Annotated in this window: 13 protein-coding genes; 3 read left to right on the plus strand and 10 right to left on the minus strand. The window is 41.2% G+C overall.

Features of this window, described 5'->3' with window-relative positions:
• Positions 1 to 13 precede the first annotated feature (13 nt).
• From R7Z78_RS21425 to R7Z78_RS21440, 4 genes are all read right to left on the minus strand, one after another.
• Positions 14 to 1,381: a Na+/H+ antiporter NhaC family protein gene (locus R7Z78_RS21425; protein WP_005381672.1), complete on the minus strand. Its 1,368-nt coding sequence runs from the start codon at positions 1,379 to 1,381 to the stop codon at positions 14 to 16.
• Between the two features lie 180 nt (positions 1,382 to 1,561).
• Entirely contained in the window at positions 1,562 to 2,149 is a 588-nt protein-coding gene (locus tag R7Z78_RS21430; RefSeq protein ID WP_005383738.1) for a DedA family protein, read from the minus strand.
• Positions 2,150 to 2,353: 204 nt separating this feature from the next.
• Entirely contained in the window at positions 2,354 to 3,889 is a 1,536-nt protein-coding gene (locus tag R7Z78_RS21435) for a bifunctional GNAT family N-acetyltransferase/carbon-nitrogen hydrolase family protein (RefSeq protein ID WP_005381670.1), read from the minus strand.
• A gap of 120 nt (positions 3,890 to 4,009) precedes the next feature.
• Positions 4,010 to 4,891 (minus strand): LysR family transcriptional regulator, encoded by an 882-nt coding sequence (locus R7Z78_RS21440; protein ID WP_104975886.1) that lies wholly within the window; start codon positions 4,889 to 4,891, stop codon positions 4,010 to 4,012.
• 398 nt (positions 4,892 to 5,289) lie between these two features.
• On the opposite strand from R7Z78_RS21440, the gene R7Z78_RS21445 reads away from it, so the two are divergent.
• Entirely contained in the window at positions 5,290 to 5,853 is a 564-nt protein-coding gene (locus R7Z78_RS21445) for a porin family protein (RefSeq protein ID WP_005381668.1), read from the plus strand.
• A gap of 121 nt (positions 5,854 to 5,974) precedes the next feature.
• Here the strand turns inward: R7Z78_RS21445 and R7Z78_RS21450 are convergent, their stop codons facing one another.
• The 5 genes from R7Z78_RS21450 to R7Z78_RS21470 form a co-directional block, all read right to left on the minus strand.
• Positions 5,975 to 7,114 (minus strand): lipase family protein, encoded by a 1,140-nt coding sequence (locus tag R7Z78_RS21450; protein ID WP_025768873.1) that lies wholly within the window; start codon positions 7,112 to 7,114, stop codon positions 5,975 to 5,977.
• A 3-nt stretch (positions 7,115 to 7,117) separates the two neighbouring features.
• Positions 7,118 to 7,669: a DUF6795 domain-containing protein gene (locus R7Z78_RS21455; protein WP_225452365.1), complete on the minus strand. Its 552-nt coding sequence runs from the start codon at positions 7,667 to 7,669 to the stop codon at positions 7,118 to 7,120.
• Positions 7,670 to 8,700: 1,031 nt separating this feature from the next.
• Positions 8,701 to 9,183 (minus strand): helix-turn-helix transcriptional regulator, encoded by a 483-nt coding sequence (locus R7Z78_RS21460; protein ID WP_031858073.1) that lies wholly within the window; start codon positions 9,181 to 9,183, stop codon positions 8,701 to 8,703.
• Entirely contained in the window at positions 9,168 to 10,529 is a 1,362-nt protein-coding gene (locus tag R7Z78_RS21465; RefSeq protein WP_031858072.1) for a type II toxin-antitoxin system HipA family toxin, read from the minus strand. The genes R7Z78_RS21460 and R7Z78_RS21465 overlap by 16 nt, the downstream gene beginning before the upstream one ends.
• Positions 10,530 to 11,025: 496 nt before the next feature.
• Positions 11,026 to 11,817: a metallophosphoesterase gene (locus R7Z78_RS21470; protein ID WP_031858071.1), complete on the minus strand. Its 792-nt coding sequence runs from the start codon at positions 11,815 to 11,817 to the stop codon at positions 11,026 to 11,028.
• Between the two features lie 333 nt (positions 11,818 to 12,150).
• Between R7Z78_RS21470 and R7Z78_RS21475 the strand changes: the two genes are divergently transcribed.
• Positions 12,151 to 12,423 carry a hypothetical protein gene (locus R7Z78_RS21475; protein WP_249114033.1) on the plus strand — a complete coding sequence of 91 codons (273 nt, stop codon included), beginning with the start codon at positions 12,151 to 12,153 and terminating at the stop codon, positions 12,421 to 12,423.
• On the opposite strand, the gene R7Z78_RS21480 is transcribed toward R7Z78_RS21475, so the two are convergent.
• Positions 12,397 to 12,822 carry a transcriptional regulator gene (locus tag R7Z78_RS21480; RefSeq protein ID WP_049886836.1) on the minus strand — a complete coding sequence of 142 codons (426 nt, stop codon included), beginning with the start codon at positions 12,820 to 12,822 and terminating at the stop codon, positions 12,397 to 12,399. The genes R7Z78_RS21475 and R7Z78_RS21480 overlap by 27 nt on opposite strands.
• Before the next feature lie 1,310 nt (positions 12,823 to 14,132).
• Here R7Z78_RS21480 and R7Z78_RS21485 point away from each other — a divergent pair.
• On the plus strand, positions 14,133 to 14,690 hold the full coding sequence (locus R7Z78_RS21485) for a porin family protein (RefSeq protein ID WP_237283221.1): 558 nt from the start codon (positions 14,133 to 14,135) through the stop codon (positions 14,688 to 14,690).
• Positions 14,691 to 14,766: the final 76 nt, after the last annotated feature.

The raw sequence follows: 14,766 nt of genomic DNA on the forward strand, positions 1-14,766 counted from the left end.
TCGGTATTTGTCGTTAGTTCTCAGTTTGCGCTACAGGTTGACGAGCGGGATGTTTGATAAACACCGCGACAACAGCCGCTATCGCTAATGCAAAACAGTAGTAAGAATTGGCAACTACTTCAAGTGGCGAGAGGTTGAACACGGAACCTAGCAGTAGTACTTGAGCACCGTAAGGCAACACGCCTTGCACCACGCATGAGAAAATGTCTAACAAGCTTGCTGAGCGGCGAGGAGAGACATTATTCTCTTCCGCCAGTTGGCGAGCAACGCTGCCCGATACAATGATGGCTACGGTGTTGTTTGCCGTACAGCCATTGACCATTGATACCAAACCTGCAATACCTAGCTCGCTTGCACGACTGTTCGCATGCTTAGAGTGACTAGAGCCAAACGCGTGGATAAGGCTACTAACGAAATTTGTTAGAAAAGCAAGACCACCTTGGCGACGCATCAGTTCACTCAAGCCACCAATCAGCATGGATAACAAGAAGATCTCTTGCATGTTACCAAAGCCTTTGTATACGTCTTGGGCTAGATTAGTTAGTCCGTAATTGTCAATTGATGCCAAGCTCACGCCGCCAGCCAAAAGGATACCAATCGACAGAACCACAAACACATTCACACCAGATACCGCTAGGATCAAAATAGTGATGTACGGCAAGACTTTTAGCCACTCAATATCGCCAGTTGCAGGCACTTGAGTCGCGGTGCTGTTGAAAGCGAACACTGCAATCGCGATCAACGCGGCAGGCAAAGCAATACGAATGTTCTCTTTAAACTTGTCTTTCATCTCACAACCTTGAGAGCGTGTTGCCGCGATCGTGGTGTCAGAGATGATAGAAAGGTTGTCACCAAACATAGCGCCGCTCAGCACAACGCCTGCGGTTAACGGTAAGCTCATCCCGGCTGATTCAGCAATGCCTAACGCTACGGGTGCAACGGCTGCGATGGTACCCATCGAAGTGCCCATTGCTGTTGCGATAAAAGCAGAAATCAGAAAAATGCCCGGTAAAATCATACTGGTTGGAATTGCGGATAAACCAAGGTTCACCGTTGCATCAACACCGCCAGAGGCTTTTGCTACCGCAGCAAAGGCACCAGCAAGCAGATAGATCATACACATTGCGATGATGTCTGGGTGGCCAACACCACGCATGAAGTGTTCGATTGAGCGGTTAAGTTTCTCTTTACTTAAAAGAAACGCAATGATGATGGCTGGTAATACCGCGATGGGTGCAGGCAGCTGGTAGAAGGCAAATTCCACGCCTTGCAAAGATAAGTAAGTGCCTACGCCAATAAATAGCGCAAGGAATACAATTAATGGGATCAGTGCGACCGCAGACGGTGCAACTGTTTTAGTTGTTTGTTGGGAACCGGACATGTAAACGACAATGTTAATAATAAGAGAGAAGAGCAGACTAATATCACATTTACGCATTGTCAACGTCTAGACGTCTAAATGGCTGTTTAAATTTTACACGTAAAGAAAAAGATAAAAGCTCGTGTTGCGTATCTCACTGATACCACGAGCTTTAGTTATGCGCTAATGAAGAGACTGTCGTTATTGCATTGATTTGGCTTTTTTGCGTTTAACAATACCTAAAACCATCCACGTAAATAAGACAGCAGCAAATGCCCATACCAGATATTTGTATTCGGTGTACAGGTTGCTCAACACGCTTAAATGTTCAAATGCAAAGTGAGTTAACAAGCTGAATACCAATACCCAAACCGTCGCCGCGAGGGCGTTACCGAGCAAAAACTCTCTACGTGGCATTTTCGCGATACCGCATGCAAGAGGCATAAATTGCTTCATTCCTTCAATAAAGCGGCTGACCACCAAGCACGTAGGGCCGTATTTCTGGATAGTCAATTGAAGCGTTTGCATCTTCGGGCCGGAAATGTAGCCTTTTTTATCTAACCACCCCTCAAAGTAATAACCGATTAAGTAGCCACAGGTATTACCAAAAAAGCAGCTCAGCCACGATACCATCATTACCATACTTAGGTTCATGACTTGTTCTGACGAGAGCAAAGATGCCGCGATCATCAGTGATTGACCAGGCATCGGGATACCTATCCCTTCTAGAAATATACTGACAATCAGCGCAACGTAGCCGTATTGCTCAAGCAAAGGCTTCATTGACATGAGAAGTTCGTTAATATGTTCCAAAAGCTTTCCCCTAATAAAAGCGGAACGAAGTTGGAGTGATACTCCGAATGTCCTATTGGGTCAATTCTTGTTTCTCACCGTTGAGAAAAACTGACATGCCTCTGATAATTGCGCAGAATCAACCTGCAGCTGGCTTTACTCGCCGCCACGCTCTTTGGTAGCGGCGAACTAGGGAGATCCTTATGACTCTTTGGCTTTGGTGAATGCGCCATACAAATCAAGGCGGCGATGACGTAAGTTGGTGACAGAGCCTTCGGTATTAAGCTGTTTCAACTTCGTCAAATCAACATCAGCGAAGATTATCATTTCGGTGTTGGCGCTTGCTTCTGTCAAGGTCGCATCGTGTGGGAAATAGATATCCGACGGTGAGAATACGGCAGATTGTGCGTACTGGATATCGACATTATCAACACGAGGTAAGTTGCCGACACTGCCCCCAATTGCAACGTAGCATTCGTTTTCGATGGCTCGTGATTGGGAACAGATTCGTACTCGTTGGTAGCCATTTTTTGTGTCTGTCCAGAAAGGAACGAACACAATTTGTGCGCCTTGCTCGGCGAGCATTCTTCCCAACTCTGGGAACTCGCTGTCATAACAAATCAGTATGCCGACTTTGCCTGCATCGGTTTCGAACACCTGAACATTGTCACCACCGTCGATCACCCAGTCTTTTTGCTCATGGGGCGTGATGTGAATCTTATATTGAGCGTTTATTTCACCATCTCGTTGCAGTAAGTAGGCCACATTATACAACTTGCCATCTTCGATGACGGGCATACTGCCAGCAATAATGTTGATGTTGTAGGTGACTGCCATCTGCGAGAAGCGGTTTTTGATCTCTTCTGTAAAGCTAGCCAAAAAGCGAATTGCTTCGACGGAATTTTGGTCGTTTTGCAAGCCCATCAGCGGCGCGTTAAAGAATTCAGGGAATAGGGCGAAATCGGCTTTGTAGTTCGCAAGAGAAGAAATGAAGAACTCAGCCTGATCGAGCAAGTCCTCTAAGTCATTCATGGCGCGCATTTGCCACTGCACAACACCAATACGAATCAGCGTTTTTTCTACATCATGTACGGATTGAATATCCTCTTCGTAGAAGAAGTTATCCCACTCCAGCAGAGTTGCGTAGCCTTTAGAAGCACTATCCTCTGGCAAGTAACCACGCATAATACGTTTGACATCGAAGTCGTTTGCAAGCTGAAAAGACAAAATAGGATCGTGAAGCTCACGGCGTTTTATCTTGTCGATGTATTCAGCCACGCTCAGTTCGTCAGCATATTTGTGGTAATTCGGGATGCGACCACCGGCTAAAATTGCTTTGAAATTCTTACTCCGGCAAAGTTCTTTACGCGCATCATACAGACGGCGACCTAAACGCAGCCCACGGTAGTCCGGGTGAACAAATACATCGAGACCATACATTGCGTCACCGGTCACTTGGTTTTGGATGACGTTGTTCTCGGTGATGATGTCGGTGTACAGGTGAGGAAGTGAAAACCGGTTGTAGTCCACTTTGATTGTTAGCGCTGCGCCGACAATTTTTCCGTTATCCTCAATACAGATTTGTCCATCAGGAAACTGATGAATAAGATCCATGATGGTCAGGCGTGGCCATGAGCCACCAACATCAGGAAAAACAAGGTCCATTAATTCCGCGAGCTCTGGGTAATCGGTCGGCTCAATGGTGCGTAAAGAGAGTCTTGGCGTGTTGCTGTCCATATCCTACTATCCATTTATCCTTTTTAAATAGTATGGATGAGAATGCCATAAATTTGAGCAGACAGATACCGAAGTCTTTGAGTTGTTTTGGTTTACCTAAACGAGTTTAAAGAAACAACATTAACTTAGCTTGCTCTTCAGCCATTCGTGAAATGCCACTACTTTTTTAGCTGAAAGTCGATAATTTGGAATCATCACGTAATAACCATAACCGCTCTGTAAAGAGAGGTTGAGAACATGCTGAATGTCCCCTCTTAAAATCGAATACTGCGCCATAAAATCAGGAAGCAAGGCGAGCCCTTTTCCCATTCTGACAGCTTCGCAAGCTAGGTAAAAATGTTCGACGCCTACAGGTTGATAGGTAACGGGAGATTCTACAGTGTAGACAGTTTTAAATTGCTCCCATAGCTGAGGGCGAGTGATTTGAGGTATAAACGGATAATTACTAACAGCGTGCACACTCTCAATTGCAGGAGCATTTGTGCAACCGACTAATAACAATGTTTCTTCGCACAGTAAGTGGCTGTATTCATAATGTGTGGATAATGGAAGGCAGCGAATATGTAAGTCACTTTCGTTGCTCGAATCTTTGACGTTCCCATCCCCGGTACAGACTCTTACTCGGATGTTAGGATGTTGCTGGTGGAAGCCATCAATATTAGGTATCAACCAAAGGCTGGCAAAAGAAGGGGTTACGTCCACGGTGAGTAATTCTTGCTTTGAATCTGACTGGATTAAGTTGGCAGTTGCATGCTGAATAAGCTCCAAAGCTTCTGTGACTTGCGGCAGATAACGCTTGCCTTCTTCGGTTAACTCAATACCACTCGCCCTTCTTTGTATTAAAGGTAAACCCACCAATTGCTCCAGCGATGCGATTTGTTTGCTTACTGCGCTTTGCGTAATACATAGGGCATCCGCTGCTTTAGAGAAACTGAGGTAATTAGAGACTGCGACAAACGTCCTTAATGCTCGAATAGAAGGGTATTCACTGCCTTTTAACATACTTCAGTTCCATTAAACTCTGCTTAGGCAAAGAGTAGAGTATTCACGGCTTGAAGCAAAGTAAGATGCAACGTATGTGTGATTAGCTTCCTTTCTTATAAAAACTAGCTAAGCGTTTTTTGACTGATTAATCTACAAGAGTATTTTAGATGTTTATTTAATTTCTTTGAAAAATCTACAAATTAACAAGAATCTTTTTCACATCATCGATTAACCTCAATTTAGTATTGTTTATATAAAGTAAACAGACAGATCTTTTTTTCTGTTTTTGTTCGGCGTTCTTTAGAGGATTGTCAGTATTCTATAAAATTAAATATATTTTTCATTAATTTAAAGTTGGCATTGCATTTGCTCTTTACTATTCGAACCTTCAATGGAACTTATATTAGGAGAACGAAATGAAAAGCAATGTTGTTACTTTGATTAGCCTTTTTTCTTTAGCAACGTTTAGTACTTTATCACATGCTGCGGACTCCAACGATCATGGTGTATATGTTGGCGCCAACTACGGTTACTTAAAAGTTGATGGACAAGATGACTTTGATGATGACAGCGATGTTATTCAAGGTTTAGTTGGTTACCGTTTTAATCCTTACTTAGCGTTGGAAGGTGGTTACATTGATTTCGGTAGCTATGGTAATAACCTAGCAAATGCCGAAACGGACGGCTATACAGCGGCTCTAAAAGTTACCGCTCCCATTGCTGATCGTGTCGACCTTTACGCAAAAGGCGGTCAAATGTGGTACTCGACGGATTACAACGTTGCGGGCTTCCAAGGCAACAAAGATGATGAAGGTGTATTCGCTGGTGCCGGTGTGGGTTTTAAAGTTACTGATAACTTCTTAGTTAACGCAGAATATATGTGGTACGACGTAGAACTCAATGCGGAGAATGTCGCGAACGGTGCAAACACGGAAACAGACTTTAACCAAGCATCACTAGGTGTAGAATATAGATTTTAATATTGTTAACAACTCTAAGCCCTAATAAAAAGCGAAGCCTAAATAGCTTCGCTTTTTCTGAACTCAATCTAGTTGAGGATAATTGAGCGGTTTTTAGAATAATTGTTAGTGTCTTTTACTGTCACGCTACTATATTTAGAGCATTTCTAACATGACTGTCTAACCTTCTTACTAGTCTCGAAAAACAAAGTTTTATCACTCTATAAGTAATACTCGATAGGTCGATCGCTGCGCTACCTGACATTACATTCATGTGACCTAAAATACCGCGGACGTGTTCTGTATACTCGTTTTTTAGTTTTGAAATGTACGCCATAGCTTTAGCTAGTTGATCCCAAGCAGTAAGGCCTACGGTTGCTATTTGTTGTATTATATGACCCAGACCTGAAATTCTTAGTAAGGTCAAAATTGAAGAGACTATTTTACTTACCCAACCATCAGTCATTCGAGCATTATATCTATTGTTGAAGTCAAGAAATACGTTGCGTTCTAGGTAAGTTTGAGATTTGGGTTGTAGTGCCGACCACTCATTACTTGTAGCGGTATTGACATAACCCGGAACAGATTTTTTTCCTAGTCCATGAGCGCAGAAGTAGATGCCAGAACTTCCATCTAGCCGATACTCAATACCACCGTGAGTAAATGGCCAAAGAGGAGACATAGGAACTGGATCTGCACCATGAGTGCAGCGATATGAAGAATCTAACTCCCTTCTTGCGTATGGTTTAAAGCCAACTTTTGGTGCGCCAAAAGTATATAGGTGTACGCTATAGCCGTACTGACTCTTCACCCAATCTGCCGCTAATGAAGCAAGAGCACCACCTAAACTATGACCTACACAGTGTATTGCCTTCGGTGCTTTCATGTTCTTTTTCGAATAACCAGCGATGTATGCTGCAAGTTGTGGCTTTATCGTATTGAAGAGATTTACAAAACCTGCATGTACCCTGTAACCTGATGAGGTACCTGATATCCCAATGTTTCCATCGGTCATAATGTCGCCGATGTTTGCTTGAGTGCCACGAAAGGAAAATACTAAAGTATCGGTAAACTCGCCCTTACCTCGACCTATCGCTACAAAATCTGATGTCATTCCACCAAATCCCATAAAGCCACTTGTCGTTCCTTTTTTGACATCATTCCTTAGATCAAATGTAAAAAACTTTGCTATATAACCACTAACGTTACGAACATTAGTTGCGAATACAGAATAAGGGATTTCTGCGATTCTAGATGATAGCTTTGGTGAGAGTGATTGCATTCTTTAATTTCCATATAAATCAGAGTCAATATATCCAAATAAATCACATTGACTATTTACGTAGTAGTCATCGTTTTCGTCATCATCAATTGAAAAAGCAAAGTACTTAAGAGGGTTTGCTGCATCACAGACTAGATTAGCCATATTGTTTTTTACGTAATCCTCTATTTCATAGCCATCGAACGAACCTTCCCAAATAATAACGCTTTCATCAATATCTAGTTCTGTGGTTAAAACAATAGTTACATAATGTTCAATAAGCGGGATCTTAACGCTCTCTTTGTTCTCATACACAGGAGAAAATTCAAACCGACCATTGCTGTCAGTAAATGTTGATAAGTCTATTGATTTTCCTGAAGCGCTTAAACCAATACTAAGACTAACCTTTTGGTTATCAATCGGCTTCCCTTTTTTTGTTAGCACACCATTGATTTGTGGTGTGTATTGGTTAACTTTATCGTTATTCAATATACTCTCTCCAAAACTCATATTAATGCTCAACAATATGATTGTAATAAATCCAAATAGGTAATTTCTCACATCGACTTTTTTCATTTTAAAAATCTATAAATCTATATGTATTGTGTGTTTTTACAATATTTAATTTTAACTATGTGATTCATATTGCATTGCTCTGTAACTTGTGAATTTGAAAATTACATTTTTAGATTTATGTTTATCTATTTGACCGATTTTTATTAGCATTAATAAAGTTTAAATCTGGAACACTCAGTCTGCGCTAATCTTAGGTAGTTATATTGTATTGGATTTTTGAGGCTTTCATCAGGTAATGTGAAAGCAAAATAAACGAGAGCTACCGAATGATAAAAACTCTATAAATACTAGGTTTCAGACAATGAAATCGTATTGAAAACAGTTAATTATTCGCTTTGTCAAGAGGTATTTTTATTGATTTACATCGTAATGCTAGATTGACTTGATAATTTATTTTTCCGCCAATTGTGATAACCAAGAGCAAAAGAAAAGGCTTATTTAGTATCTTTTGATGGTTAGTGATAAACCCAAATTGTTCTACTTTAACCCATCATAATTCTATAACTTAGATTTAGCACTCGTAGTTGTTGATAACTCAAAAACTTAGAACACTTTAAATCGAAGAACATATAGACACACTTTTGTCCTTGGATGAGTTCTTCTGAACTTCCGTGTAGTTTTGGTGGTGTATTTATGAGCGTATCGTCTGTTACTTAATACTCAACGAGTTTTTAAATCGGCGTACGTTCAGAGTTATGCAGTAATGCTCGTGAAAAGTTATCAGGTAGCATGAGTGCGTGAGAAAAGAAGACAATGTGGATAGTGGATAGTGGGTTGTTGATACAAAAAAGGCCACCCGAGGGTGGCCTTTTCCAAACGTTTGGTGGGCTGGCGGGAGTTGAAATGATTTCTCACTTTTCATAAATTCAGTAACTTATAACGATGTTACCAATTTGGTGTTGCATCAAATGTTACATCAATTTCCTGCTTCAAAAGGAACTGAACCCGCGTCCATGTATTACTAAATCATTTAAAAATGCTAGCTTGTTATAGCAATTTAATCTAAAGCAATAGCGCTGATACTGAGTATTTTACCCAGCCTCACCATCTATTAGTAGCGATTTTAACACATCGGGAGAAGACGGTAGCATTCCGACTTTTAAGCCAAATGGTTTGAATACCTTGTTGAGAATCTCTGTATTGTAGCTGCCCCGATCATTCTCTATATCTGAGAGTGTTTTTCTTGAGACATCTACAAGTCTTGCGAACACATCCTGTTTGAGTCCCAGTATATTAATGCGTAAACTTTTTAACGCTTGCCCTTGTGTTAGCTCCGCAAGCAATAAGTGTTTGATGATTTTGTTTGCCTCTGTTTTGCGTTCTGCTGCACTTACTGCTTTGGCGTTTTTTGAGGTTTTCGATCTAGTCGGAGTATTAAGTTGCGATCGTTCTTTGGTCGAATGAGTTGCATCCGTCCCAGTCTTGGGTTGATGTTGATTTCGGTTTGCTCTTAGACGAGCAACGGTATCTTGTACGGACTCTTTATTGCTTGGCTTATTCATAGTAGCCCCCATTTAGTGAGCTTTTCTGGTATATGATTAAGTCCAACGGCTGGCATCTCTAAGATTTGTTCTGGTACTCCTCGTAATGCTAGTCTCTGCTTTAAATTAAGGCATTTACTTGCAGTAACCTCTAGTTCTTGTAATAACACTTCTTTTGGCACGAGATCAGATAAGGTGTCCGCTATTCCTACGAAGTCGTAAGTTCCGCCAACCTCTAGTGGGGCTTTCCATTTTGTTGTTCTTGGAATGCCTTCAGGATCAGCTTTCATTGGTGCGAAGTCGTAAACGGGAGCAAGCTTTATGACTCCATCACCTTTTAAGAATGAAGTGTTTCTGCCATGGTTATCACTATTACCAAACAAGATGTTGAGTAGATCTCTCTTCATCCATTCAATGACGAAAGCTTGGGTATCAAACCTATACCCTTGATGTTTAACCATATTGCTTTCAGTAATTTTTTCTATGAGAGTTCGGATTGTTGTTTCGTGATCAAGAGTGACCCCAGCGCCTTTGTTCAAAATGGAATACACAGATTCCATGCCAAATCTCTCTATTTGTTGCTCAATAATTTGAACATCAAATCGAGGAAGCCACAAGGAAGGGTAGTTTAATCCTTCCTCCAAGCGCATACCGTCGGTGGAGATCGTTTCAACTCCCATTTCAGTTAGCTCGTGGTAGAAGTAGAACTCAGCTCTTAGAATATTACAGTCGATGGTGCTTCTTGAGCCTCTAGGGTACTTTACTAAGTAATGTAAGTCGTGGTTGCTATTGTCATCTTGGTATGGGTCAATCCATATTTTTTCGCTACCAGATCCATGATCGAAACCGCATCGGAGGATCAGTTTTGGCGCTTCACCTCCAGCCCCAGTTGCACCACCTGCGGCTGCCCCTCTTTGTTGTGCATAGTCGAGGAAATCACCTGCTCGATTTTTAACATCATCAACAGAGAAGTAGAGGTTGTCTGCTACTTCGTAGCGCTCAGGAAGAGAGTCTTTTACTCTTAAGTTACCAATAGGCGACATTGTGCCAAACTTGAGCAAAACATAGTCTTGTTCATCAGAACTAAGGTCTTCAATATCCAGGTGTTTGACCCAGTATCGTCTACTAGCACCACTAGGCATAATATCGTCTAGAAACGTTAACCATCCAGGTTTACCCATGTCATCAAAAAAGAATGAGACAGGGTGATTTAGTGAAACAGCGTGAAAGTCATCTTTATCGTGATGTTCTAGCGCATAGTCGCTGAGGTAGTTGAGTTCAGTCACTCGGAAATTATGTTGGCTACTTTTAGGGAATGAGATGATACCAATATCTATCCATTCACCTCTGAGAAAAGCTTGTACGGTTAGTTCTTCCATCGACAACACCTCTACTTATCAATGAGTAAAACTTTACTCTTAAAGTCATTTTTTTTCAAGTTATGAGTAAATTTTTACTCATTAATGTGTGGTGAGGATCTTTATGAGTAAATGATTACGCATAGCTTGTAAGTCAAAATTGTTGATGAGCAGAATGGATTATTTTAGCTATGAAAGCTGCGATAGGGAGTGGGGCGTTAATTGTTTGTTCAGTTATGCAGGTTGTTCATAATTAATGAACAGTTGCCTTAAATGAACAAAGTGAATGAGGAGATTAAGAATGGCTGCTACATACAAAAATACAGTTAATACACTTTAATGCGCGTAAAAGTGTTTGAACGTTACCTTTTAATGCGCATAAAAGTGTTGTTTGCTGTGCAGATAGATGATGAACCTGTACATAATTCCTAGGGCCTTATTCACAAGGTGATCAATGCACGAAGTTAAGAAAGCCCTAGCGGACTTTCAGATGCCGAAGTCTATTGTTGGCTAGCTCTTATAGGTAATAAGCTTTATTAGTAAGTAATCCACTGGTTAAGCGGACAGAACCCTTGGGGTTAGAAATAAATGTGGTCCTACCGTCCGCAATGACTTTCTCTACAGCATCATGTTGATGTCCTGCCACCCAATACCTAGCTCTTGAGATCAACTCATTACTCAACCCTGCATGATAATACGGAGCATAATCGCTGCTGGCATTTTGCTCGAAAGCAAAAGCTTCTTTAGATGGAAGGTGGTGAGATATTGCTATATCAACTTTCTCTGGAAAGTTGTTAATGAATGCTTTGTGCTGCTCTTCAATCATTTGATGGCTGATGTACTTTGTATCATTCATCAGTTCTGAGTACGCATCAATCAGTGTAGACGAGTATGTGTGAATAGGAAACCAAAGAGTTCCCCCATAAATGCTATATCCATCTAAATCTATTGACTCATTATTCAAAAAGAACAGGTTTTCAGTTGTATCACTATGAGCCTTAAGCTTGGCTAGTACGGAACCCCTAGAATCTTTGAGAACGTCAGAGTTAGCACTAGATTTGTACCCAACGGACGTACTTCTATGGCGGTAGGATTTACTCTTATTGCTATACCATTCATGGTTTCCTGCAATCATTATCACAGTCTTAAAGTGGCGGCAAAGTACGTTCTTCACATACGCCATGCCTAAGAGGCCGTTCGCTGTGTCACCTGCAACGACTAAAGTGGCTTCGTTATCGAAGCTATACCAGAAATCACGGCGTATTCCGTGAATGTCGAGATGCAGATCGGAAACAACGTAAAACTTCAAACTATCATGACCTTAGAGTTGATTGACTTCTCCATGGTACAGGGGTTTTTTAGATTAGAGAAGTGAGCACATACGCTAAGTGCTTTAACATCAGTAGCTTAAAGTGAAACTTCCATGGAAGACATGATTGGACGCTTTGTTTGATTTTTCGGCACTAAGATTTAGACACTAACTTTTAGTGTCTAAATCTTAGTGGTTTATAACTGTCTAAAATTAATCGTTTTTATTGTAAACAGTTAAGATTTTTTGCTGAGGAAACTTCTCAGAGGCTGGCGAGAGTGTAATTGTGCTACAGCCGTGTGTACGGCAGGCATTTTTATGAGCGAGGCTGATATGAAGAACGAGGCTAAGGCTACAAGAAGTGATAACGAGCAAGCCGAATCAAAGGATAGTAAGGTTACGCTAAATGGACTTCTTGACTTGCTTGATCACGCTATCTCTACCAATACTGATAAGCTAGTTGAAGTAACTGAAGCCCTCAAAATAGAACTGGAAGAGATCATCGATGGCTATCAAGTTGGCCTAGACGGAAAGTATCAAGAACAATCACCATTCGAGTCTGCACAGCATGAAGCTGTGCTACCCAAGCGGCATGCGCCGCAGTAACGAGTGTTCGGTATCAGCAAGATAGCCTTCTTGCAGTGTATTCTCTAATTCTTTGCCGAGAATAATCTCAAAGTCAGTAAATACAGCAATAGGGCGGCAAGCGTTGCCTTTTTCCTCTAACTGGATGAATCCTTTTGATGATAAGTCGTCGAGAGTTCGTGAGAGTTCGCGGATATGATGACCGCTAATCTCCGCAAGCTCAGCTAGACTTTCGGGCTTTTCTCTATTGATCAGCAGCATTAGTTCGATATTCTCATTACACAGTAGCTTTGAGGCTTCATTTAGTGACGTGAACCAAAACGTCGGTAGATGCTTGTTATGGCTAATGTTGCCTGCGGCCACACTAATCATATGCCTACGAATGAGATCTTCCGATGCAACTCCAATGCGAGCTTTCATGGGTATCCTTCTCAGAATGAAGTAACGGAACCCTAGTGTATACGACGCTGTTCTGAAAGAAAAAGTGGATAGTTATATTCGCTATGCGAATGGACGCCATTTTCATGACAGAGAGGTCAAGAGAAACAACGATATCCTATTGTCATCGATCCCCTTTCGATTCAGCGACCTAAGGTCTACGAGCGATCTCTAAAAGCAAATTGCTATGGTCTATGAGTGATCCTCTTTTAGATGGGTATAGCTATAAATCATTGTATTTACTTTGTTATTTCTTAAAAAGGAGCCTGGTCTACGTGCGATCTCAAGAAGCAATTTTCTGTGGTCTATGAGCGATCCTCACCATAGAAGCCAAGGTGAAGGAGCGAGCAGAACGAGATACGTGAGTGGTTAGATAGAATAGAAGAACAACGATGCCAAAGTACGGCAAATGGTTATTAACTCACTGATAGTAATGGAAATTGTGATATTTTTCGATCGCGTAACCTTTGACCGATCATAAACATCGTTGGGGAAGGTTCAAAAAATCCATCTTAGAGGTCAAGGAAAACAACGATACCAGAGGACGCCGCTTTCATGATCGAGGAGTCAAGAGAAACAACGATGTCCTATTCTCATCGAACACCTTTCGATTCAGGCAACCTAAGGTCTACGAGCGATCTCTAAAAGCAAATTTCTATGGTCTAGGAGTGATCCTCTTCTAGATGGGGTGTATCTATAAGTTATTGTATTTAATTTATTATTTCTTTAAATATTCTTGGTCTACGTGCGATCTCAAGAAACAGTTTTTTGTGGTCTATGAGCGATCTTCTCCATAAAAGCCGAGGTGCAGGAGCGAGCAGAACGAGATACGTGAGTGGTTAGATAGAACAGAAGAACAACGATACCAAAGTACTGCAAATGGTCATTAACTAACTGATTATAATAGAAATTGTGATATGTTGCGATCACGTAACCTTTGACCGATCATAAACATTGGCGGGTAACGATTCAAAAATCTATCTTAGAGGTCAAGAGAAACAACGATATCTGAATAGTCACCGATTTTATAGACATGCTTCGGTTAGACTCGTTTACTTGGTTTTATCCAATTCAACTTATCCGAAGTGCACGATTTTGAGCACCAACTATAACTCGTCTCTGCCCCAAAACCACTTAGAGTAGATGCTCTTTACTTAACAACGAGGTTCATATTGACCAATATTTTCTAATGCTACAAGCTCATATGCAGCCACTGTATACACCAATAAGGAGACGTTCTTAACAGAATTGATATATAGAAAAGAGTATAATCCCTTTTTTAACAGGCATTTATGAGTTTTAAGTTGAAAAAAATTGTGTTGTTCGCGCTATTAAGCGCTAATGTTTCAGCCGCTGCTGGCACCGATCATTTGTATGTCGGTGGCAATTTGCTAGTAGGCCACAATACAGAATTAGATGCAGGCTTTGCTTCTATTGATGAAAGTAATGACTTGGGTGCGGGTGTTTTTGGTGGTTATAGCTTTGCTGTTCACCCAAATGTGGATTTGGGTGTGGAATTGGAGTACCAACACTTTGGCGAGGCCGAGTTTGCTGAAAATGTAAGTGTCGAAGGAAATGCATTTTACATCAATGCTCGCCCTAAATTTATGGAGAAAGGCAACAATTTATACAGCGCACTTATCTTAGGTGTTGGAACGCTACAGGGTGAAACCAATATCTTGGGGGCATCAGAGTCAGATTCTAAGTTTTCTTATCAAGCGGGCTTGGAGGTTGGCTATATGTTTAATGATATTGATGTTTCCGTTGGCTATAGATACAGAGCTGCTGAGTTTGATGGCGTAGACTTAGAGATCCAAGGCGTAACTGTTGGAATGAGGTACAACTTTTAATGTTTAATAATAAATTACTTTTAGTAGGGTTGTCGTTAGCTGCGTTGGGTGGCTGTACATCTGTTCAATACAATGG

Source organism: Vibrio sp. 1167 (genome assembly GCF_033340375.1).
GTDB lineage: Bacteria > Pseudomonadota > Gammaproteobacteria > Enterobacterales > Vibrionaceae > Vibrio > Vibrio alginolyticus.

Excerpts from the sequence above, each read along its gene's own strand:
- R7Z78_RS21425 (WP_005381672.1), bottom strand. The coding sequence starts at position 1,381 with ATGTCCGGTTCCCAACAAACAACTAAAACAGTTGCACCGTCTGCGGTC.
- R7Z78_RS21430 (WP_005383738.1), bottom strand. The coding sequence starts at position 2,149 with ATGTCAATGAAGCCTTTGCTTGAGCAATACGGCTACGTTGCGCTGATT.
- R7Z78_RS21435 (WP_005381670.1), bottom strand. The coding sequence starts at position 3,889 with ATGGACAGCAACACGCCAAGACTCTCTTTACGCACCATTGAGCCGACC.
- R7Z78_RS21440 (WP_104975886.1), bottom strand. The coding sequence starts at position 4,891 with ATGTTAAAAGGCAGTGAATACCCTTCTATTCGAGCATTAAGGACGTTT.
- R7Z78_RS21445 (WP_005381668.1), top strand. The coding sequence starts at position 5,290 with ATGAAAAGCAATGTTGTTACTTTGATTAGCCTTTTTTCTTTAGCAACG.
- R7Z78_RS21450 (WP_025768873.1), bottom strand. The coding sequence starts at position 7,114 with ATGCAATCACTCTCACCAAAGCTATCATCTAGAATCGCAGAAATCCCT.
- R7Z78_RS21455 (WP_225452365.1), bottom strand. The coding sequence starts at position 7,669 with ATGAAAAAAGTCGATGTGAGAAATTACCTATTTGGATTTATTACAATC.
- R7Z78_RS21460 (WP_031858073.1), bottom strand. The coding sequence starts at position 9,183 with ATGGGGGCTACTATGAATAAGCCAAGCAATAAAGAGTCCGTACAAGAT.
- R7Z78_RS21465 (WP_031858072.1), bottom strand. The coding sequence starts at position 10,529 with ATGGAAGAACTAACCGTACAAGCTTTTCTCAGAGGTGAATGGATAGAT.
- R7Z78_RS21475 (WP_249114033.1), top strand. The coding sequence starts at position 12,151 with ATGAAGAACGAGGCTAAGGCTACAAGAAGTGATAACGAGCAAGCCGAA.
- R7Z78_RS21480 (WP_049886836.1), bottom strand. The coding sequence starts at position 12,822 with ATGAAAGCTCGCATTGGAGTTGCATCGGAAGATCTCATTCGTAGGCAT.
- R7Z78_RS21485 (WP_237283221.1), top strand. The coding sequence starts at position 14,133 with ATGAGTTTTAAGTTGAAAAAAATTGTGTTGTTCGCGCTATTAAGCGCT.